At 66.7% G+C, this 20,856-nt stretch carries 20 protein-coding genes; 14 read left to right on the top strand and 6 right to left on the bottom strand.

Going from position 1 to position 20,856, the window contains the following annotated elements:
• Nucleotides 1–95 precede the first annotated feature (95 nt).
• Nucleotides 96–626, top strand: a complete 531-nt coding sequence (locus BLS50_RS08235; protein WP_027808863.1) for an SET domain-containing protein — start codon at nt 96–98, stop codon at nt 624–626.
• A 153-nt stretch (nt 627–779) separates the two neighbouring features.
• Here the strand turns inward: BLS50_RS08235 and BLS50_RS08230 are convergent, their stop codons facing one another.
• Together BLS50_RS08230 and BLS50_RS08225 are read right to left on the bottom strand one after the other, a co-directional pair.
• A complete protein-coding gene (locus BLS50_RS08230) occupies nt 780–2,264 on the bottom strand; it encodes a sensor histidine kinase (protein ID WP_074801842.1) in 1,485 nt (494 codons plus the stop codon).
• A gap of 118 nt (nt 2,265–2,382) precedes the next feature.
• Nucleotides 2,383–3,075, bottom strand: coding sequence for a response regulator (locus tag BLS50_RS08225; protein WP_006401494.1), 693 nt, complete (start codon nt 3,073–3,075; stop codon nt 2,383–2,385).
• 122 nt (nt 3,076–3,197) lie between these two features.
• Between BLS50_RS08225 and BLS50_RS08220 the strand changes: the two genes are divergently transcribed.
• Entirely contained in the window at nt 3,198–3,428 is a 231-nt protein-coding gene (locus BLS50_RS08220; RefSeq protein WP_006401493.1) for a DUF3717 domain-containing protein, read from the top strand.
• Nucleotides 3,429–3,527: 99 nt separating this feature from the next.
• Here the strand turns inward: BLS50_RS08220 and BLS50_RS08215 are convergent, their stop codons facing one another.
• Entirely contained in the window at nt 3,528–3,905 is a 378-nt protein-coding gene (locus BLS50_RS08215; protein WP_256333977.1) for a 4a-hydroxytetrahydrobiopterin dehydratase, read from the bottom strand.
• A gap of 62 nt (nt 3,906–3,967) precedes the next feature.
• Complete coding sequence (phhA, locus tag BLS50_RS08210) at nt 3,968–4,861, bottom strand: phenylalanine 4-monooxygenase (protein ID WP_218133151.1); 894 nt, start codon at nt 4,859–4,861, stop codon at nt 3,968–3,970.
• A 138-nt stretch (nt 4,862–4,999) separates the two neighbouring features.
• Between phhA and BLS50_RS08205 the strand changes: the two genes are divergently transcribed.
• The gene (locus BLS50_RS08205) at nt 5,000–5,485 is read left to right on the top strand and encodes an Lrp/AsnC family transcriptional regulator (RefSeq protein WP_027811012.1); all 486 of its coding nucleotides are present in this window, start codon (nt 5,000–5,002) and stop codon (nt 5,483–5,485) included.
• A 66-nt stretch (nt 5,486–5,551) separates the two neighbouring features.
• On the opposite strand, the gene BLS50_RS08200 is transcribed toward BLS50_RS08205, so the two are convergent.
• Nucleotides 5,552–6,085 carry a class IV adenylate cyclase gene (locus tag BLS50_RS08200; protein WP_027811011.1) on the bottom strand — a complete coding sequence of 178 codons (534 nt, stop codon included), beginning with the start codon at nt 6,083–6,085 and terminating at the stop codon, nt 5,552–5,554.
• 203 nt (nt 6,086–6,288) lie between these two features.
• On the bottom strand, nt 6,289–7,188 hold the full coding sequence (locus BLS50_RS08195; RefSeq protein ID WP_027811010.1) for a LysR family transcriptional regulator: 900 nt from the start codon (nt 7,186–7,188) through the stop codon (nt 6,289–6,291).
• A 282-nt stretch (nt 7,189–7,470) separates the two neighbouring features.
• Between BLS50_RS08195 and BLS50_RS08190 the strand changes: the two genes are divergently transcribed.
• The 11 genes from BLS50_RS08190 (at nt 7,471) to BLS50_RS08145 (ending at nt 20,413) form a co-directional block, all read left to right on the top strand.
• The gene (locus BLS50_RS08190; protein WP_074801836.1) at nt 7,471–9,156 is read left to right on the top strand and encodes a GMC family oxidoreductase; all 1,686 of its coding nucleotides are present in this window, start codon (nt 7,471–7,473) and stop codon (nt 9,154–9,156) included.
• Between the two features lie 433 nt (nt 9,157–9,589).
• Complete coding sequence (locus tag BLS50_RS08185; protein WP_006477266.1) at nt 9,590–10,369, top strand: ABC transporter ATP-binding protein; 780 nt, start codon at nt 9,590–9,592, stop codon at nt 10,367–10,369.
• A complete protein-coding gene (locus tag BLS50_RS08180; RefSeq protein WP_006477267.1) occupies nt 10,366–11,121 on the top strand; it encodes an ABC transporter ATP-binding protein in 756 nt (251 codons plus the stop codon). The genes BLS50_RS08185 and BLS50_RS08180 overlap by 4 nt, the downstream gene beginning before the upstream one ends.
• Before the next feature lie 77 nt (nt 11,122–11,198).
• Complete coding sequence (locus BLS50_RS08175) at nt 11,199–12,398, top strand: ABC transporter substrate-binding protein (protein ID WP_006496321.1); 1,200 nt, start codon at nt 11,199–11,201, stop codon at nt 12,396–12,398.
• A gap of 128 nt (nt 12,399–12,526) precedes the next feature.
• Entirely contained in the window at nt 12,527–13,411 is an 885-nt protein-coding gene (locus BLS50_RS08170) for a branched-chain amino acid ABC transporter permease (RefSeq protein WP_012327599.1), read from the top strand.
• Entirely contained in the window at nt 13,411–14,388 is a 978-nt protein-coding gene (locus BLS50_RS08165) for a branched-chain amino acid ABC transporter permease (protein ID WP_006477270.1), read from the top strand. Before BLS50_RS08170 ends, BLS50_RS08165 begins: the two co-directional genes overlap by 1 nt.
• 332 nt (nt 14,389–14,720) lie before the next feature.
• Complete coding sequence (locus BLS50_RS35205; protein WP_176934182.1) at nt 14,721–15,455, top strand: hypothetical protein; 735 nt, start codon at nt 14,721–14,723, stop codon at nt 15,453–15,455.
• Nucleotides 15,456–16,613, top strand: a complete 1,158-nt coding sequence (locus BLS50_RS08160) for an ABC transporter substrate-binding protein (RefSeq protein ID WP_011546810.1) — start codon at nt 15,456–15,458, stop codon at nt 16,611–16,613. It abuts the gene before it with no gap.
• A gap of 200 nt (nt 16,614–16,813) precedes the next feature.
• Nucleotides 16,814–17,869 carry a branched-chain amino acid ABC transporter permease gene (locus tag BLS50_RS08155; RefSeq protein WP_074801833.1) on the top strand — a complete coding sequence of 352 codons (1,056 nt, stop codon included), beginning with the start codon at nt 16,814–16,816 and terminating at the stop codon, nt 17,867–17,869.
• A 4-nt stretch (nt 17,870–17,873) separates the two neighbouring features.
• Nucleotides 17,874–19,658, top strand: a complete 1,785-nt coding sequence (locus BLS50_RS08150) for a branched-chain amino acid ABC transporter ATP-binding protein/permease (protein WP_074801830.1) — start codon at nt 17,874–17,876, stop codon at nt 19,656–19,658.
• On the top strand, nt 19,658–20,413 hold the full coding sequence (locus BLS50_RS08145; RefSeq protein WP_012327602.1) for an ABC transporter ATP-binding protein: 756 nt from the start codon (nt 19,658–19,660) through the stop codon (nt 20,411–20,413). The genes BLS50_RS08150 and BLS50_RS08145 overlap by 1 nt, the downstream gene beginning before the upstream one ends.
• The last annotated feature ends 443 nt before the right edge of the window (nt 20,414–20,856 follow it).

The following is a 20,856-nucleotide window of genomic DNA, read 5'->3' as shown; positions in this document are numbered from 1 at the left end:
CGCGGCACCGACCGGTGCCGCGTTTTCGTTTTGCGCGGCGCCCGGCCGCGATCGCGGCCGCTTCCATTCAAGTCGTCTTCACAAGGATTGGTTCGATGAGTTCACGCAGGATCGCGGTGCGCCGCTCGGGAGTACACGGCAAAGGCGTGTTCGCCGTGGCGCCGATCAAGGCCGGCGAGCGCGTAGTGGAATACAAGGGCGAGCGAATCTCGTGGAAGGAAGCGCTGCGCCGCCATCCGCACGACCCGAGCGAGCCGAACCATACGTTCTACTTCGCACTGGACGAAGGCGGCGTGATCGACGGCAAGATCGACGGCAACAGCGCGCGCTGGATCAACCATTCGTGCGCGCCGAACTGCGAAGCCGAGGAAGTCAAAGGCCGCGTGTACATCCACGCGCTGCGCGACATCGGGCCGGAAGAGGAGCTGTTCTACGATTACGGCCTCGTGATCGACGCGAAGCTGACGAAGAAGCTCAAGCGCGAATACGCGTGCCACTGCGGGGCGGAGTCGTGCCGCGGCACCTTGCTCGCGACGTCCGACGAAGGCGGGAAGAAGAAAAAGAAGAAGGACAAGAAGGACGGCAAGCCGGCGTCCGGTTCGAAGGACAAGAAGAGCAAGAAATGATGCAGGCGGCAGCGCATCGCGCGCTGCCGCTGTCGTTTCAGCCGACGGTTGCCGCGTCGTCGCGGCGCGTCATCCGCTTGCCGTCTTTCCGTTCCTGTTCCGGTGGGCGGCCCGGTCGACGGGCCAACCGTTGCCCGCCGACAATCGCGTTGCTCAGTGCGTCGGCGCCGCAGCCGGCGTTTCGCTGGCCGGCTGCGCCGTATGCGCGGCGAGCGGCACCCTCACCACGAAGCGCGAGCCGCCTTCCGATGCATCCTCGTACGACACGGTGCCGCCATGCATCGCGATGATGTCGTGCACGATCGCGAGCCCGAGCCCGGCGCCCGTCTCGACGCCATTGCCGCTTTGCGCGTCGCCGCGGAAGAAGCGCTTGAACAGGTCGGCCTGCTGGTTCGCGGGCACGCCGGGACCGTTGTCCTCGACGACGATCTCGGCGGCCGGCTGGCTGCCCTCGAGCGAGGCGCGCGCGACGTTCACCGTGATTCGCGCGCCGTCTGGCCGCGCGAGCGGCACGTACTTCAGCGCATTGTCGAGCAGGTTCGCGATCACCTCGCGCAGCAGCACGGGGTTGCCGCGCACGATCAGCTTCTCGTCGTCGCCCGGATCGTCACTGCGCTGGAAGCCGAGGTCGACATGCGACGCGAGCGCGCGCGGCACCCATTCGGCGCCCGTCTCGAACGCCATCGCCGCGAGATCGACATCGACGAAGCGCGCGGCCTGTTCGCCCGGCTCGGCACGCGCGAGCGACAGCAACTGATTGGACAGCCGCACCGCCCGGTCGGCCGCTGCGCGCAGCTCGCGCACCGCGGCGAAGGTCTGGTGCGGGTCGCGCGCGACGGCCGCCTGCTCGGCATGTAGCTTCACCGCGGTGAGCGGCGTGCGCAACTGGTGCGCGGCATCGGCGATGAACTTGCGCTGCGCGTCGAGCGCGGTCTTGAGGCGGCCGAGCAGCGCGTTCATCGCGCTCGTCAGCGGCCGGATCTCCAGCGGCACGTCGGTTTCGTCGACCGGCTCCAGCGACGTGTGGGTCTGCCGGTTCAGCGAATCGGCGAGATGCGTGAGCGGACCGAGCTGCTGGTTCACCACGCGCCAGACGATGCCCCAGCCCGCGAGCAGCAGCAGGAGTAGCGGCATCATGATCGCAACGAGGAATTCGGCCGCGATCCGGTAGCGGTGCCGCACCGGCTGCGCGACTTCGACGACCATCGGCTTGCCGCCCTCGACGTCGTCGACGCGCACCTGCGCGACCCGCACCGCGCGGTTGTCGTACTCGGCCTCGAACACGTACGCGTGATGCATGCGGCGCACGTTGATGCCCTGCAGCGGCAGCTTCGGGTCGCCGGCGAGTTCCTGCTCGCCGTCGCTGATCCGGTAGATCAGCGCTTCGGCCGGATCGGAGAACATCGCCTGCGCGAGCGGCGGCACCGTGAACGGCGCGTCGGGGCCGGCGATCTGGATCTGTTTGGAGATGGCGGTCGCGAGATCCGCGAGCGAGCGGTCGATCACGTGCTGCGTGTATTGCCACGCGAGCCAGTAGGCGATCAGGCCGCTCATCAGCGCGAGCATCGACAGCGGGGCGGCGAGGCGCCGGAGCAGCGAGCGGCGCAGGCTGGTGGTCACAGCCGGATCAGGAGACATTTCGACGGGCAAATGGATAAGCGCCGCTCACGGGGAGCGGCGCGGTCGTGCGCCGGGCGGCGACGCGGAGCAGCACGCATGCGCCGGCGGCACGCGGCCGGCCGGCGCGCGGCGTCGCTCAGACGCTCGCCGTCTGGCGGATTTCCTGCAGCAGGTAGCCGAAGCCGCGCACCGTGACGATTTCGACCCGGCATTGCTCGAGTTTCTTGCGCACGCGGTGCACGTAGACTTCGATCGCGGTGTCGCCGAGATCGCCGCCGAAGTGCGTGAGGTGATCCTGCAACTGGGCCTTGCTGACGACGCGGCCATGACGCAGCAGGAGCATTTCCAGCACCGCGAATTCGCGCGGCGACAGTTCGAGCGGCTTGTCGTCGTTGAAGATGCGGCGGTCGACGCCCGACAGGCGGACGCCGCCGAGCGACACTTCCGGGCGCGGCATGTCGCTGTGTGGGCCGCTGCGGCGCATCACCGCGCGGATGCGCGCTTCGAGTTCGGCCGGCTCGAACGGCTTGAGCATGTAGTCGTCGGCGCCGGAGTTCAGGCCCTGGATCCGGTCGTTCAGCTCGTCGCGCGCGGTCAGCACGATCACGGGCGTGTGGCGGTTGGTCTGGCGAAAGCGCGTGAGCAGCGTCATCCCGTCGATGCCCGGCAGGCCGAGGTCGAGGATCACGAGTTCGTGGCGGTTCTGTGCCAGCGCCTGTTCGGCAAAAATGCCGTCATGCACCATGTCGACGGTGAAGCCAGCCTGTTCGAGGCTGCTCTGGATACCGCGTGCGATGGGGCGGTCGTCTTCGATCAGAAGGAGTCGCATGAAGTTCGCTCAAGTACAATGGGTTGGCGGTTCAGGCACGCGGACAGCACGAAGCCGTTTCCACAGGGACGCCGCATCGCCTGACATCAAGCATGGCGGCCAGCGAACGATTAAATCCAATCATGTCCGATATTTCGATCCACGACCTCGAAGCCGCGATCAATTTCTGGCGCGCCCGCTCGCCGTCGAGCGGCGACGAACTCAAACTCTGCGAAGAGGCCAGCGCGCTCTCCAAGCCGTATGCGCTGCTGATTGTACAGCGCGAAAGCGCGCTGCAACTGGAAGGATTGGACCCCAAGGCGCGGAAAGCGTACGAGACTTACGTGCGCCTTAAGGATGGCTTGGAAAGCTGAAGGCTTTCGCTGAGTACATCCTAGAAAACGTTTAGCGAAATGAAAAGTTGACGCGCCGCGCACGGAAAGATGCGCGGCGGTAGCGGCGGGACTCGGGATTCAGGCGCCCGGTTGCGCGTGCGCGGCGGCGCCGTCGATGAACCGCGCGAGTTCGATGTCGCGTTCGGTCAGGCCGTCGGCGTCGTGGGTCGACAGCGTGATGTCGACACGGTTGTACACGTTGAACCATTCCGGATGGTGGTTCATCTCCTGCGCCTTGATCGCGACGCGCGTCATGAAGCCGAACGCTTCGTTGAAATCGGCGAAGCGCAGGCGGCGCTGGATCGCGTCGCGGCCGGCCACGGCCGTCCAGTGCGGCAGGCCTTCGAGCCGGGTCTTGCGTTCTTCGGATGTGAGCTTGTGGATCATCTTGCACCTCTCGTTCGGTAACGGCGCCCACGCGCGGCTGCACCGCGCGGCGAGGCCGGCATCGTTCATTGTTTCATAGTTGCGCAAAGGGTGACGGGCGGCCGGCCGACGGCGGTCGGCGCCGCGGTACGTCATGCGTCGGCGTCGTCGGGCCAGCCTTCGCCCGTGCCGCGATGCAGCACGCGGTCGGTGTCGAGCACCGCGCCGGCCGCGAATTCGGGCAGCGCCGCGAGCCGATCGGCCAGTGCGCGGCCGTCGACGTCGGCGAGCGCGAACAACTGCGCGAAATCGTCGATCACGAAGTAAGTCTTCTGGAACGTGTCGATCCGGTACTTCGTGCGCATCACGCGCTCAAGGTCGAACGCGAGCCGGTTCGGCGCCGCGCTTTCGAGGCTGTACAGGCTTTCGCCCTTGCTCGACACGATCCCGGCGCCGTAGATCGACAGCCCGTTGGCCCCGCGCGGGTCGCGGATCAGCCCGAATTCCACCGTATACCAATAGAGGCGCGCGAGCCGCGCCAGTGCCGCTTCGTCGTCGGCGACCGCGAGCGCGGTGCGGCCATACGCCTGCATGTAGTCGGCGAACACCGGGTCGATCAGCAGCGGCACGTGGCCGAACAGGTCGTGGAAGCAGTCGGGTTCCTGCAGGTAGTCGAGCTGGTCGGGACGGCGCATCCACCAGGTGACGGGGAAACGCCGGTTCGCGAGGTGCTCGAAGAACACGCGGTCGGGCACGAGGCCCGGCACCGCGACGATTTCCCAACCGGTCGCGGGCTTCAACTGGCGGTTCACGTCCGCGAACGACGGTACACGATCGGCCGGCAGCTCGATCTTGCCGAGCCCGGCGACGAACGCATCGCACGCGCGGCCGCGCAGCAGGGCCGACTGGCGCGCATAGAGCTGCTGCCACACCGCGTGATCGGCCTGGCCGTAGCGCTGCAGCGGCTGGTCGATGGTGAAATCGGCGCGGGTTTCGAGGCCCGCGTCGAACTGCTCCTGCAGTTTCGCGGTGACGACGGTGGACATGATCAGGCTCTGCACGCTGGGGTTGGAACCATGCAAGTGTAGAGCGGGCTGCGCGCGGATTGGGCGCATAGTTGGCGTTGATTTGATGGGTGATGCGATAATCACGCATCAAGCAACGAATCAATGCGGAGAATGCTCATGCTGGAACTCGATCACTTCGATCTCGCACTGCTGAACGTGCTGCAGCGCTTCGGCCGCGCGACGCATCAGCAACTGGGCGAGGAGGTGCCGCTGTCGCCGTCGCAGATCGGCCGGCGGTTGCAGCGGCTCGAGGCGGCCGGCGTGATCGAGGGCTACCGCGTGATGCTGCGCCCCGAAAAGCTCGGGCTCGGCGTGACCGCGTTCACGAGCCTGAAGCTCAAGCATCACGGCGATTCGATCATCGAGCAGTTCCAGCAGCAGATCGACGTGCTGCCCGAAGTGCTCGAATGCCATGCGGTGGTGGGCGATGCCGACTACCTGCTGCGGATCGTCGCGCCGGATCTCAACGCCCTGTCGCAGTTCGTGATGAAGAAGCTGATGCGGGTGCCGGGCGTCGACAGCGTGCGCTCGAACATCGTGCTGACCACCTTCAAGCGCAACGGCGCGCTGCCGCTCGCGCATCTGGCGCCCGGCGCTGCATGACCGGGAGGCGGCAGCGGCAGGGGCGCTGAAGGTGGCACGCGCGGCGCCGCCTTCGGTGGGGCCGGATCAGGCCGTTTCAGGCTCGGCGTCGGCGTTCAGCAGATCGACGTACGCGACCGCGACGAGGTCGTCTTGCGCCACGCCGAGCTTCGCGAACACGTCGTGCGCTTCGGCTTCGCCGCCCGCTTCGTCGTCGTCGGGGCCGAGCACGACCTCGAGCTCGATGAAATCGCCGAGGCCGTCGACGCGGTCGAGGTGGATGCGCGTGCGGCCCGCGAGGTACACGTGCCGCTCCTTCGTCACGATCCCGCGCGTGGTCAGCGCGGTCGCGAGCAGCGAATGCATCGCGTCGGGGTTCGTGACCGGGCTGCGCGTGTAGTACGACGCCTTCGGGCCGTCGCGGTCGTCGCGCTGGTAGAAGATGAGCTCGGCCGGCGTGCCGTCCTCGAAGCGGCGCAGCTTGAGCCGGCCGCGCGGCACGTCATAGAAGAAATCCTGTTGGCGGTAGAACAACGGTGCTTCGGTCGCGAGCTGGGCCGCCTGTTCGCGCAGCCGGTCGAATTCGCGGGCGCGGGCTTTGATCTCGATGTTGCGGGCCATGCGGGTCTCCTTCAATCGGGGTCTCGCGGTGTGCGAACGCACAATCTAGCAAAAAGCCTGCGATGGTGGCGTGACGAACGGACGGGCCGCGGCGACGCGACGCGGGGCGGGCTGAGCGGCGATTCGGCCCGCAGTGGCAATCCGCGGCATGCGCGAGGCACCGAAACCCGCTGCGCAATCGGTCACCTCGACATCAGCCACGCTCATATCGCCCACTGCGCTTCGATCAGCCGCAACGCGGCCGCGATCGCCGGCTCGTCGCGCCGCGCGGCGAGCGTCACGAACGTCAGTTCGGTCGGCACCGTCACGGGTTCGACGATCGTCAGCGCATGCGCATGCGCTTCGGCCAGCGCGGTCGAATCGCGCGCGAGCGTCAAGCCGATCCCCGATTTGACGAGATCGAGCATCGACTGCTCCTGGTCGACCTCGGCGACCTTCACCGGCTGCGCGCCGGCCGCCGCGAAACGTCGCGACAGCAGCCGATGGTGCGCGGACGCCGGCGGCGTCCAGATCCACGGCAGCGCGGCGAGCGCGCGCCAGTCGTGCGCGCGCTGCAAGCGCTCCTTCCAGCCGGCCGGCGCCAGGACGCGATATTCGAAGCGCGTGAGCGTGACGGTGTGGAACAGCGCGCCGTCGAGCGGATCGTCCTCGCCCGGGCGGCCGATGTAGTAGCCGACGTCGAGCGCCTGCGCGCGCACCTGTTCGATCACCCAGCCCGACATCCCGTGCCGCAGCGCGGTCTCGATCTGCGGATGGGTCTCGACCAGCGCGCGCAGGAAGCCGCCGAGGCGCAGGAAGCCCGGATCGAGGATCGTGCCGATCCGCAGCCGGCCGCGCACTTCGTGCCGCAGTGCGGCAGCGGCGCGCTGCACGTCGGCGGCCGCGGCGAGCGCGCGTTCCGCATGCGGCAGCAGCGTCTGCCCGTCGCGCGTGAGCGCGAGGCCGCGCGACGTGCGCGTGAACAGCGCGACGCCGAGCGTTTCCTGCAGATGCTTGATCTGCAGGCTGACGGCCGGCTGCGTGACGTGCAATTGCGCGGCGGCGCGCGTCAGGTTGCCTTCGCGCGCGACCGTCGCGAACGCGCGGAGCAAGGTGAGATCCATCGTCGTGATATGAGCGTGGCTTATAACGCAGTTCAGCATAACTCATTGGATCGGCGGCCGGGCGCGGGAGTACGCTTCATCGGGTCGTCATGGCGCGCGGGGCTGCAGGCGCGGCTCGCGACGCACTATGCTGAAAATGACGCGCGGTATCGCGCCGCGCGGTACACAACAACGCGCTCGCAGGGGCCGGAGTCAGCGCTGGAGCGCTCGTCCGGGTCGACCGCGAAGCATGAGGCCCGAGTCAGTGCCAAAGCACTCACTCGGGTCGACAGGAGACACGCCGTGAGTACTCAACGTACGCTCGAGGGCGAATTCGACTACGTGATCGTCGGCGCGGGCACCGCAGGCTGCGTGCTCGCGAACCGCCTGACCGAGGATCCCGACATCAGCGTGCTGCTGCTCGAAGCGGGCGGCAAGGACGACTACCACTGGATTCATATCCCGGTCGGCTATCTATATTGCATCGGCAACCCGCGCACCGACTGGCTGTACAAGACGCAGCCCGAAGCGGCGCTCAACGGCCGCGCGCTGTCGTATCCGCGCGGCCGTGTGCTCGGCGGCTGCTCGTCGATCAACGGAATGATCTACATGCGCGGCCAGCGCGAGGACTACGACAACTGGGCGCAGGAAACCGGCGACGCCGGCTGGTCGTGGGACAGCGTGCTGCCGATCTTCAAGCGCAGCGAGGATCATCATGCGGGCGCGAGCGATGCGCACGGCGCGGGCGGCTACTGGCGCGTCGAGAAGCAGCGGCTGCGCTGGGAGATCCTCGAATCGTTCGCGCAGGCCGCGCAGCAGACGGGCATCCCCGCCACCGACGATTTCAACCGCGGCGACAATGCCGGGGTCGGCTACTTCGAAGTGAACCAGAAGCGCGGCGTGCGCTGGAATACGTCGAAGGCGTTCCTGCGGCCCGCGATGGCGCGCCCGAACCTGACCGCGATCACCGGCGCGCATGCGCAACGCGTGATTTTCGACGGGCGGCGCGCGGTGGGTGTCGAGTACCACGGCGGCGGCACCGATTACGTCGCGCGGGCGCGCTCGGAAGTGCTGCTGACGTCGGGCGCGGTGAATTCGCCGCAACTGCTCGAACTGTCGGGTATCGGCGATGGCCGGCGGCTGCAGGCGCTCGGCATCGACGTCGTGCAGGATCTGCCGGGCGTCGGCGAAAACCTGCAGGATCACCTGCAATTGCGGATGGCGTTTCGTGTCGACGGCGTGCGCACGCTCAACACGCTGTCCGCGCGCTGGTGGGGCAAGCTGATGATCGGCGCCGAATATGCGCTGCTGCAGCGCGGGCCGATGTCGATGGCGCCATCGCAGTTGGGCGCGTTCGCGAAATCCGATCCGGACGATCCCGCACTCACGCGCCCCGATCTCCAGTACCACGTGCAGCCGCTGTCGCTCGAACGCTTCGGCGAGCCGTTGCACGGCTTCAACGCCTTTACGGCGTCGGTCTGTCATTTGCGGCCGAGCTCGCGCGGCAGCGTGCACGTCACGAGCGCCGATCCGGCCAGCGCACCGGCGATCGCGCCGAACTATCTGTCGACCGACCACGATCGCCACGTCGCCGCGAATGCGCTGCGCCTCACGCGCCGGATCGCCTCCGCACCGGCGCTCGCACGCTATCGCCCCGAGGAAATCCTGCCCGGCCCGCAGTACCGGACCGAGGCCGAACTGATCGACGCAGCCGGCGTCGTCGGCACGACGATCTTCCACCCGGTCGGCACGTGCCGGATGGGGCGCGCCGACGACGCGCGCGCGGTGGTCGACAGCCGGCTGCGCGTGCGCGGCATCGCCGGGTTGCGGATCGTCGATGCGTCGGTGATGCCGTTCATCACGTCGGGCAACACCAATTCGCCGACGCTGATGATCGCCGAGCGCGCGAGCGACATGATTCGTGCCGACCGCCGTGCGGCGCGCGAAGCGATGGCGGTGCGCACCGAAGCCGCTGTGACGGCGGCGTGACGACCCGCTGACACGCACGCCAGCGGGCGGTCATGCGAACGCCCGCTGATTCGCTATGCGAAACAAGCTGCCGTCGCATCCGCTCGAATGGCAAGATCCGTGCAAGCCGCGCCGTCGCACGGCTTTTTTTCATCGCGTGCGTGCCCGGTCCTGCAGCAGGTCAACGCGTGATGATGCACGTATCAAAAAAGCGCGGTGAATAACCGCGCGCAGTCTCGGCCGATATGGCGGCCAGCCCTATAAGTGCAAATCCCGATGATTGCACTGCACCAACGGCGCGACAATGTTCTGTAATGTGCATACGCGTCGGCGCGGGAGACCACCCTCGAGGCGTACCACGGCGCCCGGGGGCAGCCCGCTGATCCGCTGACCTGTTCGCGGCCGCTTGCGCCAGGCTTCCCGGTGCTTCGCCTGACTTCGTACGGAAGGGAACATGATTCTCGGCGACACGATTCTGGAAACACGCGGACTGACGAAGGAATTCAGGGGCTTCACCGCCGTGAACGGTGTCAACCTGCGTGTGCGCCGCGGCGCGATCCACGCATTGATCGGGCCGAACGGCGCGGGCAAGACCACCTGTTTCAACCTCCTCACCAAATTTCTGACGCCGACGGCCGGCCAGATCGTCTTCAACGGCATCGACATCACCGACGAGCGGCCCGCGCAGGTCGCGCGGCGCGGCATCATCCGCTCGTTCCAGATCTCGGCCGTGTTCCCGCACCTGACCGCGCTGCAGAACGTGCGCATCGGCCTGCAGCGCGCGCTCGGCACCGAATTCCATTTCTGGCGCAGCGAACGCACGCTGAAACGGCTCGACGATCGCGCGATGGACCTGCTCACGCAGGTCGGCCTCACCGATTTCGCGCACGTGCCGACCGTCGAGCTGGCCTACGGCCGCAAGCGCGCGCTCGAGATCGCGACGACGCTGGCGATGGAGCCCGAACTGATGCTGCTCGACGAGCCCACGCAGGGGATGGGCCACGAGGACGTCGACCGCGTGACCGCGCTGATCAAGAAGGTCGCGAGCGGCCGCACGATCCTGATGGTGGAACACAACATGAACGTGATCGCGGGGATCTCCGACACGATCACCGTCCTGCAACGCGGCGAGGTGCTGGCCGAAGGCTCGTATGCGGAAGTATCGAAGAATCCGCTCGTCATCGAGGCCTACATGGGCAGCGCCGACGCGGCGCTCGCGGGGGCGCACGCATGAAGCACAGCGAACGGGAGGAACGCGAATTGAGCGGCGTCGAGAGCGGTACGCCTGCGCTGGAGATCACGGGCCTGGAGGCCTGGTACGGGGAATCCCACATCTTGCACGGTGTCGACCTGACCGTGCATCGTGGCGAGGTCGTCACGCTGCTCGGCCGCAATGGCGCGGGCCGCACGACGACGCTGCGCGCGATCATGGGCCTCACGGGCCGCCGCAGCGGGTCGATCAAGGTCGCGGGCCACGAGACGATCGGCCTCGCGACGCATCGCATCGCGCATTTCGGCATCGGCTACTGCCCGGAGGAGCGCGGGATCTTCTCGAGCCTGTCGTGCGAGGAGAACCTGATGCTGCCTCCGCTGATCGGGCCGCGCGAGCACGCGATGTCGCTCGACGAGATCTACGCGATGTTCCCGAATCTCGCGTCGCGCCGGCAGAGCCAGGGCACGCGGCTGTCGGGCGGCGAGCAGCAGATGCTCGCGGTCGCGCGGATCTTGCGCACCGGCGCGAACCTGCTGCTGCTCGACGAGATCTCCGAAGGCCTCGCGCCGGTGATCGTCCAGGCGCTCGCACGGATGATCGTCGCGCTGAAGGCGCGCGGCTACACGATCGTGATGGTCGAACAGAATTTCCGCTTCGCCGCGCCGCTCGCCGACCGCTTCTACGTGATGGAGCACGGCAGCATCGTCGAGCATTTCCGCGCCTCCGAACTGGAAGGCAAGATGCCGACGCTGCACGACCTGCTCGGGGTGTGACGCCGCTCCGTTTCCCTTGCCGCTAGCCGTGGCGGCCCTCGAACAACCACAACGCATCAGAACAACAGGAGACGTCAATGAAAATGAAGACCCTCGCACAGGCCTGTCTCGCGCTCGCGACCGCCGCGCTCACCGCCGGCGCCGCCCACGCGGCGGATACCGTGAAGATCGGCTTCATCACCGACATGTCGGGGCTTTACGCGGATATCGACGGGCAGGGCGGTCTCGAGGCGATCCGCATGGCGGTCGCGGACTTCGGCGGCAAGGTGCTCGGCAAGCCGATCGAGGTCGTCTATGCCGACCACCAGAACAAGGCCGACATCGCCGCGTCGAAGGCGCGCGAATGGATGGACCGCGGCGGCCTCGACCTGCTGGTCGGCGGCACGAACTCGGCCACCGCGCTGTCGATGAACCAGGTCGCGGCCGAGAAGAAGAAGGTCTACATCAACATCGGCGCGGGCGCCGACACGCTGACCAACGAGCAGTGCACGCCGTACACGGTCCACTACGCGTACGACACGATGGCGCTCGCGAAGGGCACCGGGTCGGCGGTGGTGAAGCAGGGCGGCAAGAGCTGGTTCTTCCTGACGGCCGACTACGCGTTCGGCAAGGCGCTCGAGAAGAACACGTCGGACGTCGTGAAGGCGAACGGCGGCCAGGTGCTCGGCGCGGTGCGTCACCCGCTGTCCGCGTCGGATTTCTCGTCGTTCCTGTTGCAGGCGCAATCGTCGAAGGCGCAGATCCTCGGCCTCGCGAACGCGGGCGGCGACACGATCAACTCGATCAAGGCCGCGAAGGAATTCGGCATCACGAAGACGATGAAGCTCGCCGCGCTGCTGATGTTCATCGACGACGTGCACAGCCTCGGCCTCGAAACGACGCAGGGCCTCGTGCTGACCGACAGCTGGTACTGGAACCGCGACGCGGCGTCGCGCCAGTGGGCGCAGCGCTACTTCGGCAAGATGAAGAAGATGCCGTCGAGCCTGCAGGCGGCCGACTACTCGTCGGTGACGACCTACCTGAAGGCCGTGCAGGCCGCCGGGACGACCGACTCCGACAAGGTGATGGCCGAGCTGAAGAAGATCAAGATCAGCGACTTCTACGCGAAGGGCTACATCCGTCAGGACGGCAGCATGATCCACGACATGTACCTGATGGAAGTGAAGAAGCCGTCCGAATCGAAGGAGCCGTGGGACTACTACAAGGTGCTCGCGACGATTCCGGGCGAACAGGCGTTCGGCACCAAGCAGGAAACGCGCTGCGCGCTGTGGAAGTAGGCATCGCTTAGCGGCGCGCACGGGCGCGCCGCATGGTGGCGGCTGCAGCGACGTGCCCGCTGCGCCGCCCGCGTGCGCGATGCAGGAACGTTGCGCACGCAACGAAACTCATTCTGACGGCTAAGTCGATGGACATCTTTGGCATTCCGTTGCCGGCGATGCTGAGCCAGTTGCTGCTCGGGCTCGTCAACGGCTCGTTCTACGCGATCCTGAGCCTCGGGCTCGCGGTGATCTTCGGGCTGCTCAACGTGATCAACTTCGCGCACGGCGCGCTGTTCATGCTGGGTGCGATGCTCGCGTGGATGGGCCTGTCGTATTTCGGGCTGCCGTACTGGGCGATGCTCGTGCTCGCGCCCGTGCTCGTCGGCGCGTTCGGGATCGCGATCGAGCGCTCGATGCTGCGCTGGCTGTACAAGCTCGATCACCTGTACGGGCTGCTGCTCACGTTCGGCCTCACGCTGGTCGTCGAAGGCGTGTTCCGGTCGATCTACGGATCGTCGGGCCAGCCGTACGACGTGCCGTCGCAGTTGTCCGGCGCGACCAACCTCGGCTTCATGTTCCTGCCGAACTATCGCGCGTGGGTCGTCGTCGCATCGCTCGCGGTGTGCCTCGCCACCTGGTTCGTGATCGAGAAGACACGGCTCGGCGCGTATCTGCGTGCCGGCACCGAGAACCCGAAGCTCGTCGAGGCGTTCGGCGTGAACGTGCCGATGATGATCACGCTCACCTACGGCTTCGGCGTCGCGCTCGCCGCATTCGCGGGCGTGCTGGCCGCGCCGGTGATCCAGGTGTCGCCGCTGATGGGCCAGCCGATGATCATCACCGTGTTCGCGGTGGTCGTGATCGGCGGGATGGGCTCGATCCTCGGCTCGATCGTCACGGGCCTGCTGCTCGGCGTGATCGAGGGCTTCACGCGCGTGTTCTATCCCGAAGCGTCGGCCACCGTCGTGTTCGTGATCATGGCGATCGTGCTGCTGTTCCGCCCGGCGGGCCTCTTCGGCAAGGAAAAATGATGCAGAGAAAAGTGCTCTACGGCGTGCTGCTCGCCGCACTGCTCGCCGCGCCGTTCATCGGCGCGTATCCGGTGTTCGTGATGAAGGTGCTCGCGTTCGCGCTGTTCGCGGCGGCGTTCAACCTGCTGATCGGCTATACGGGGCTGCTGTCGTTCGGCCATGCGATGTTCCTCGCGACGGCCGGCTATGCGACCGGCTATTCGATGCAGACGCTCGGTTTCACGCCGGAGCTCGGCGTGCTGGCCGGCACCGTCGCCGCGACGGTGCTCGGGCTCGTCGTCGGGCTGTTCGCGATCCGCCGGCAGGGCATCTACTTCGCGATGATCACGCTCGCGTTCGCGCAGATGGTCTACTTCATCTATCTGCAGGCGCCGTTCACGCACGGCGAGGACGGCCTGCAGGGCGTGCCCCGCGGGCGCCTGTTCGGGCTGCTCGACCTGTCGAACGACGTCGCGCTGTACTACGTCGTGCTGGCGGTGGTCGTGGCCGCGTGCGCGTTCATCGTGCGGGTCGTCCATTCGCCGTTCGGCCAGGTGCTCGTCGCGATCAAGGAGAACGAAGCGCGCGCGATCTCGCTCGGCTACGACACCGACCGCTTCAAGCTGCTCGCGTTCATCCTGTCGGCCGGGCTGGCGGGGCTGGCCGGCTCGCTGAAGGTGCTGGTGCTCGGCTTCGAGACGCTGTCGGACGCGTACTGGACGATGTCGGGCCTCGTCGTACTGATGACGCTCGTCGGCGGGATGGGCACGCTGTTCGGGCCGCTGCTCGGCGCCGCGCTGATCGTGGCGCTGGAAGACCGGCTCGGCGACATCGGCGAATGGCTCGCGTCGACGACGGGCGTCGCGTGGTTCCATTCGCTCGGCGAATCGGCGACGATCGTCACCGGGCTGATCTTCATCGCATGCGTGCTGGCGTTCCGGCGCGGCATCGTCGGCGAGATGGTCGCGCGGATCAAGCCGCTCAGGGCCTCGTCGTGAACCTGCGGCGCGCTCGCCCGCGCGTTGATGCGAAGCACCATCCGGCACGCGCGGGAAGGGCGCTGCGGCGGGCTCGGGCCGTCACCGCGCGGCAGATTGGTGCCCCATTTTCGTGCGGCGATGCACCATAGGGGTAAATGCTAAGTTGTCGTGGTGCTTAAGCCTCTTTAAGATTCACCTTAGTTCTGATGCACCGCGAAACGAATTTGCAGGTGGAGAACGAGGAGACAATCGAGGCACAAAGTGCCCGGACCCCAAAGCGCTGTTGGACGGAATCCAACAGCGCTTTTTCATTTGCGTGCACGGATTCCCTCGATGGTGCATCGGCCCGCATGACGGCCATCTTCCGCGTTTGCGTTCGCACCGCGTCTTTCCGCGCTTCGCCGCGTCCTCCGTTTTTCCGTTCCCGTGATTCGTTTGCAGAGCGCGCGCCATTGCGCACCTGCTGTCCGGGCTTACCCGGTTGGCGTGCGCGAAACGCGTCCGTTACACTCAGCTTTCGCCGACCGAGCGGTCGGGAAAACGGTCGGCAGTTCTCCTACAAGCAGAATGCAGAAGAGGGAGTACGGTTGGATGAGCAGCGCGGGACGATGGTTCGGGGCAGGAAGGGCGGCTGGCGCCGTTCGTTCGTCGCGGGGTGGGGCGATGGTCGGCGCGGCTTTACCGAGCCGTTTTGCGGCCTGTATACGCGCTCCGATGCCATTGAATGTCGTTGCGTTCGCATCCGTATCCGCATTCTCATGAGCCGGCGGCTTTCCGACGTTTCATCGCACGCGTGCCAGGCCGCCTCGGGCCGGCACGGCGGGCGTTCCCGCCATCGTTGCGCACGCACCGATTTTCCTCGCGGTTCCGCATTTTTCTGCCTGCTTCATCCTGACGACATTGCTGCTGCGCATCGTGATGGTCGAATGATCGTCGCGGCCGGCGTGCGGCGCATGGGTGCGGCGTTTCACGGGAAAACGAGCATGGCGCGGATGAGCGTGATAATTAATATATTAACTTGTTTGGGAGCGGGGAGCCGCCCGAGCGACCGTGGTTTTTTCGAGCAGCGTTTGGAGACAACGTAAATGAAGATGAATCGATGGATGGAGGCCCTGCTTGCCGCGGGTCTCGTGTGTGCGGCGGCCACGGCGTCGGCGCAGGTGAAGATCGGCGTGACGCTGTCGGCCACCGGCCCGGCCGCCTCGCTCGGGATTCCGGAAAAGAACACGATCGCGCTGCTGCCGAAGGAAATCGCGGGCAAGAGCGTGCAGTACATCGTGCTGGACGACGCGTCCGACACGAGCCGCGCGGTGCAGAACGTGCGCAAGCTGATCGACGAGGACCACGTCGACGCGATCATCGGCTCGTCCGTCACGCCGAATTCGCTCGCGATGCTCGATCCCGTGTCGCAGGGCAAGACGCCGGCGATCTCGCTCGCGGCGAGCGCGCAGATCATCGCGCCGATGGACGCGAAGCGCGCATGGATGTTCAAGGTGCCGCAGAACGACCAGCTGATGGCCGACGCGATCGCCGGCTACATGGCCAAGCACGGCGTGAAGACGGTCGGCTTCATCGGCTTCGCCGATGCGTACGGCGACAGCTGGTACAAGACGTTCGACGCGGCGGCCGCGAAGAACGGGCTGAAGCTCGTGTCGAACGAGCGCTACAACCGGACCGACGCGTCGGTGATGGGGCAGGTGCTGAAGCTGCTGGGCGCGAACCCGGACGCGGTGCTGATCGCCGGCTCCGGCACGCCGGCGGCGCTGCCGGCCAAGACGTTGAAGGAGCGCGGCTACAAGGGCAAGGTGTACCAGACGCACGGCGTCGCGAACAACGATTTCCTGCGCGTGTGCGGCAAGGATTGCGAAGGCGAGATCCTGCCGGCCGGCCCCGTGCTCGTGACCGACCAGCTGCCCGACTCGAATCCGGTGAAGAAGCCGGCGCTCGGCTACAAGGCCGCGTACGAGAAGGCCTACGGCGCGGGTTCGCTGTCGACGTTCGGCGGCCATGCGTGGGATGCGGGCCTGCTGCTGCAGCGGGCGATCCCGGAAGCGCTGAAGAAGGGCCAGCCGGGCACCGAGGCGTTCCGCGAAGCGCTGCGCGCGTCGCTCGAAAGCGTGAAGGATCTGCCGGTCTCGCATGGCGTGATCAACATGACGGCGACCGATCACAATGGCTTCGACACGCGTGCGCGCGTGATGGTGCAGATCGTCGACGGCAAGTGGAAGCTGCAGGCCGAGTAAGCATCACGTGAAACCGGCATGCGCGGCGCGAACGGCGCCGCGTGTGCCGTCGGCAGGGTGGTGCGCCTCATGGCCACCGCCGTGCCGCCTGGAACCACCGGGGCCCGCCGCATGGCGCGCGACGTGCCGATCGCGTCGCGCGCGTCCCGGCCGTTTCCGCCTTTCGTTTCTCCGCAGCCTTCTCTCGATACACGAAACGTATGGATCTCTCGATTGCGGCGATCCTCGCGCAAGACGGCATCACGACCGGCGCCATTTATGCATTGTTGTCGCTGGCGCTCGTGCTGGTGTTTTCCGTCACGCGGGTGATCTTCATTCCCCAGGGCGAGTTCGTCGCCTACGGTGCGCTGACGCTCGCCGCGTTGCAGGCGCAGAAATTCCCCGCCACCTGCTGGCTGCTGTTCGTGATGGGCATCGCGTGCTTCCTGCTCGAAACCGGCGGCCTGATCCGGCATCGCGAACGCCGCCATCAGCTCGGCCGCACGCTCGCGACGCTCGGCAGCCGCTACATCCTGCTGCCGCTCGCGGTGTTCGCGATCACGCGCAGCTTCGCCGCGCAGCCGATGCCGATGCTCGCGCAGATCGCGCTGACGCTCGCGATCGTCGTGCCGATGGGGCCGTTCGTCTACCGGCTCGTGTACCAGCCGATCGCCGAAGGCACGACGCTGCTGCTGCTGATCGTGTCGGTGGCCGTCCATTTCGCGATGGTCGGCCTCGGCCTCGTGATGTTCGGCGCGGAAGGCTCGCGCACCAACGGGTTCTCGGACGCGTCGCTCGCGATCGGCAGCATGACGGTGTCGGTGCAGAGCGTCCTGGTCGTCGTCACGGCGCTCGTGCTGATCGGTGCGCTCTACGTGTACTTCGGCCGCACGATCGCCGGTAAGGCGCTGCGCGCGACCTCGGTGAACCGGCTCGGCGCGCGGCTCGTCGGCATCGGCACGACCGAAGCCGGGCGGCTCGCGTTCACGTTCGCGGCGGGGCTCGGCGTGCTGTCGGGGATCCTCGTCGGCCCGCTGACGACGATCTACTACGACTCGGGCTTCCTGATCGGGCTGAAGGGCTTCGTCGGCGCGATCATCGGCGGGCTCGTCAGCTATCCGCTCGCGGCCGCCGGCTCGCTGCTCGTCGGCGTGCTCGAATCGTATTCGTCGTTCTGGGCGAGCGCCTACAAGGAGGTGATCGTGTTCACGCTGATCATTCCGGTGCTGCTGTGGCGGAGCTTCGTGACGCCGCATGCGGAAGAGGAAGAGGAGTGACGCGATGAAGACGATGGTACGCAACAAGACCTTCTGGCTGTTTCTCGTGGTGCTGTTCGCGCTGCCGGTGCTGCCCGGCGCGCTCCAGGTACCGGAGTACTGGATTACGCTGCTGAACTACATCGGCCTGTATGCGATCGTCGCGATCGGGCTCGTGCTGTTGACGGGCGTCGGCGGGATGACGAGTTTCGGGCAGGCCGCGTTCGTCGGCATCGGCGCGTATGCGACCGCGTTCCTGACGACACACTACGGCGTGTCGCCGTGGCTCGCGCTGATCGTCGGCGTCGTGCTGACGGCGCTCGTCGCGCTCGTGCTCGGTGCCGTGACGATGCGGCTGTCCGGGCACTTCCTGCCGCTCGGTACGATCGCGTGGGGCCTCGCGCTGTTCTACCTGTTCGGCAACCTCGAACTGCTCGGCAAGTACGACGGGATCAACGGGATTCCGGCGCTGAACCTGTTCGGCATCGTGCTCGAGAGCGGCCGCAGCCTGTATTTCCTGATCTGGGCCGTGGTGCTGGCCGCGATCGTGTCGGTACAGAATCTGCTGAACAGCCGCCCGGGCCGCGCGATCCGCGCGCTGCGCGGCGGCGGCGTGATGGCCGAGGCGATGGGCGTGAACACCGCGTGGATGCGCGTCGTGATCTTCGTCTACGCAGCCGTGCTCGCGGCGGTATCGGGCTTCCTGTACGCGCACCTGCAGCGTGCGGTGAACCCGACGCCGTTCGGCCTGAACCACGGGATCGAATTTCTGTTCATGGCCGTGGTGGGCGGCGTATCGCACGTGTGGGGCGCGGTACTCGGCGCCGCGATCCTGACCGTGCTGCAGGACTATCTGCAGACGCTGCTGCCGAAGCTGCTCGGTTCGGAAGGCAACTTCGAGATCATCGTGTTCGGCGTGCTGATGGTGCTGCTGCTGCAGTACGCGCGCCAGGGCGTATGGCCGTTCGTCGCGAGGCTGTTCCCGCGCGGGCCGCGCGCGCATGTGCCGGAACAGGCCGACCCGCTGCCGCAGCGCGCGAAACCCGTGGCCGGCGAGCCGCTGCTCGTCGTCGACAACGCACGCAAGCAGTTCGGCGGGCTGGTGGCCGTCAACGACGTCAGCTTCGACGTGAAAGCGGGGCAGATCATCGGGCTGATCGGCCCGAACGGCGCGGGCAAGTCGACCACGTTCAACCTCGTGACCGGCGTGCTGAGGCCCACTGGCGGTGCGATCACGTTCCGTGGCGAGCGCATCGACGGGCTGACGTCGCGTCAAATCGTGCGCCGCGGCATCGGTCGCACGTTCCAGCACGTGAAGCTGTTGCCGGCGATGACGGTGCTCGAGAACGTCGCGATCGGCGCTCACCTGCGCGGTCATACCGGCGTGTGGCGCAGCATCGCGCGGCTCAATGCGCACGAGGAAGCGCAGTTGCTGGCCGAAGCTGCGCGCCAGATCCGCCGCGTCGGGCTCGAGAAGCACATGTACGACGAAGCAGGCAGTCTCGCGCTCGGCCAGCAGCGGATTCTCGAAATCGCGCGAGCGCTGTGCTGCGATCCGACGCTGCTGCTGCTCGACGAACCCGCCGCGGGGCTGCGTTACCAGGAGAAGCAGCAACTCGCCGACCTGCTGCGGCGGCTGAAGGCCGAAGGCATGAGCGTGTTGCTCGTGGAACATGACATGGATTTCGTGATGAATCTCACCGACCGGCTGGTGGTGATGGAATTCGGCACGCGGATCGCGGAAGGGCTGCCGCAGGATGTGCAGCAGGACCCGGCCGTGCTGGAAGCGTATCTGGGCGGGGTGGAGTGATGACGGACACGACGATGCCGATTCTCGAAGTGCGCGGGCTGGCGGTACGGTACGGGAAGGTCGAGGCGCTGCACGGTGCGGCAATCAAGGTCGGGGCGGGGCAGATCGTCAGCGTGATCGGCCCGAATGGCGCCGGTAAATCGACGCTGCTGAACGCGATCATGGGGGCGCTGCCGGTAACGGGGCATGCGTCGGGCGCGGTCGTGTATCGCGGCAACGAAGTCGGCGCGTTGCCGGTCGAGCAGCGTGTCGCCCGCGGCATGTGCCTCGTACCGGAGAAGCGCGAGCTGTTCAGCACGATGACGGTCGAAGACAACCTCGTGCTGGGCGCGTATCGGCGCAAGCAGGCGGGGGAATCGAACTTCCTCGATCAGCTCGATCACGTGTTCGCGCTGTTTCCGCGGCTGAAGGAACGCCGCAGGCAGGCGGCCGGCACGCTGTCCGGCGGCGAGCGGCAGATGCTGGCGGTCGGACGGGCGCTGATGGGCAAGCCCGACCTGCTGATGCTCGACGAGCCGAGCCTCGGGCTGGCGCCGCTGATCGTGAAGGAGATCTTTCATATCATCAGCGCGTTGCGCGGCACCGGCGTTGCGACGCTGCTGATCGAGCAGAACGCACGGGCGGCGCTGCAGATCTCCGACTACGGCTATGTGCTGGAGACGGGCGAGTTTGCGCTGGAAGGGCCGGCGGCCGAGCTTGCGCAGAATCCGCAGGTGATCGAGACGTATCTCGGGTTGGCGAAGAAGACGGCTTGATTGTTAGGTCGGTGGGCGGGAAACGGGCGGCGTGTTTCACGTGAAACACGCCTTTTTTGTTTGTGAGCCACGAGGGTCGAGGCTTCGACGGTTCAAGGCCGGGGATAAGTCGTGCGGGAACAATGGGAAGCGCTGTGCGGTGCCGGTTGTTGGGCCCCGCAGGCTGGGCGACGCACCGCATCTCGGTGGATAAGTGCCCGGACAATCGACAGAAATGCTGTGTGGATGAGGGGCACAGGGCATCGCGTTCACCTGTTGTGCCGGGCACAGGCGCCGGGTCGAGTCAGGCGTTCCACACCTGCTGGGTGGCTAGTACTCCGGTTTTTGCACAGGCGCGAAGATGTGCATTGAACCGCGCGAAGCATTGCCACGGCGGCTCGGAACGACAAATCCGCTCGCCCACAGCGAAAAAAGCGCCCAAATGCACAGACCCTACCATTCGG

Source organism: Burkholderia orbicola (assembly GCF_900100915.1).
GTDB lineage: Bacteria > Pseudomonadota > Gammaproteobacteria > Burkholderiales > Burkholderiaceae > Burkholderia > Burkholderia orbicola.
This window is presented reverse-complemented; position numbering and strand designations above follow the sequence as displayed.

Coding starts and splice junctions, on each gene's coding strand:
- BLS50_RS08235 (WP_027808863.1), top strand. CDS start 96: ATGAGTTCACGCAGGATCGCGGTGCGCCGCTCGGGAGTACACGGCAAA.
- BLS50_RS08230 (WP_074801842.1), bottom strand. CDS start 2,264: ATGTCTCCTGATCCGGCTGTGACCACCAGCCTGCGCCGCTCGCTGCTC.
- BLS50_RS08225 (WP_006401494.1), bottom strand. CDS start 3,075: ATGCGACTCCTTCTGATCGAAGACGACCGCCCCATCGCACGCGGTATC.
- BLS50_RS08220 (WP_006401493.1), top strand. CDS start 3,198: ATGTCCGATATTTCGATCCACGACCTCGAAGCCGCGATCAATTTCTGG.
- BLS50_RS08215 (WP_256333977.1), bottom strand. CDS start 3,905: ATGAACGATGCCGGCCTCGCCGCGCGGTGCAGCCGCGCGTGGGCGCCG.
- phhA (WP_218133151.1), bottom strand. CDS start 4,861: ATGTCCACCGTCGTCACCGCGAAACTGCAGGAGCAGTTCGACGCGGGC.
- BLS50_RS08205 (WP_027811012.1), top strand. CDS start 5,000: ATGCTGGAACTCGATCACTTCGATCTCGCACTGCTGAACGTGCTGCAG.
- BLS50_RS08200 (WP_027811011.1), bottom strand. CDS start 6,085: ATGGCCCGCAACATCGAGATCAAAGCCCGCGCCCGCGAATTCGACCGG.
- BLS50_RS08195 (WP_027811010.1), bottom strand. CDS start 7,188: ATGGATCTCACCTTGCTCCGCGCGTTCGCGACGGTCGCGCGCGAAGGC.
- BLS50_RS08185 (WP_006477266.1), top strand. CDS start 9,590: ATGATTCTCGGCGACACGATTCTGGAAACACGCGGACTGACGAAGGAA.
- BLS50_RS08180 (WP_006477267.1), top strand. CDS start 10,366: ATGAAGCACAGCGAACGGGAGGAACGCGAATTGAGCGGCGTCGAGAGC.
- BLS50_RS08175 (WP_006496321.1), top strand. CDS start 11,199: ATGAAAATGAAGACCCTCGCACAGGCCTGTCTCGCGCTCGCGACCGCC.
- BLS50_RS08170 (WP_012327599.1), top strand. CDS start 12,527: ATGGACATCTTTGGCATTCCGTTGCCGGCGATGCTGAGCCAGTTGCTG.
- BLS50_RS08165 (WP_006477270.1), top strand. CDS start 13,411: ATGCAGAGAAAAGTGCTCTACGGCGTGCTGCTCGCCGCACTGCTCGCC.
- BLS50_RS35205 (WP_176934182.1), top strand. CDS start 14,721: ATGACGGCCATCTTCCGCGTTTGCGTTCGCACCGCGTCTTTCCGCGCT.
- BLS50_RS08160 (WP_011546810.1), top strand. CDS start 15,456: ATGAAGATGAATCGATGGATGGAGGCCCTGCTTGCCGCGGGTCTCGTG.
- BLS50_RS08155 (WP_074801833.1), top strand. CDS start 16,814: ATGGATCTCTCGATTGCGGCGATCCTCGCGCAAGACGGCATCACGACC.
- BLS50_RS08150 (WP_074801830.1), top strand. CDS start 17,874: ATGAAGACGATGGTACGCAACAAGACCTTCTGGCTGTTTCTCGTGGTG.
- BLS50_RS08145 (WP_012327602.1), top strand. CDS start 19,658: ATGACGGACACGACGATGCCGATTCTCGAAGTGCGCGGGCTGGCGGTA.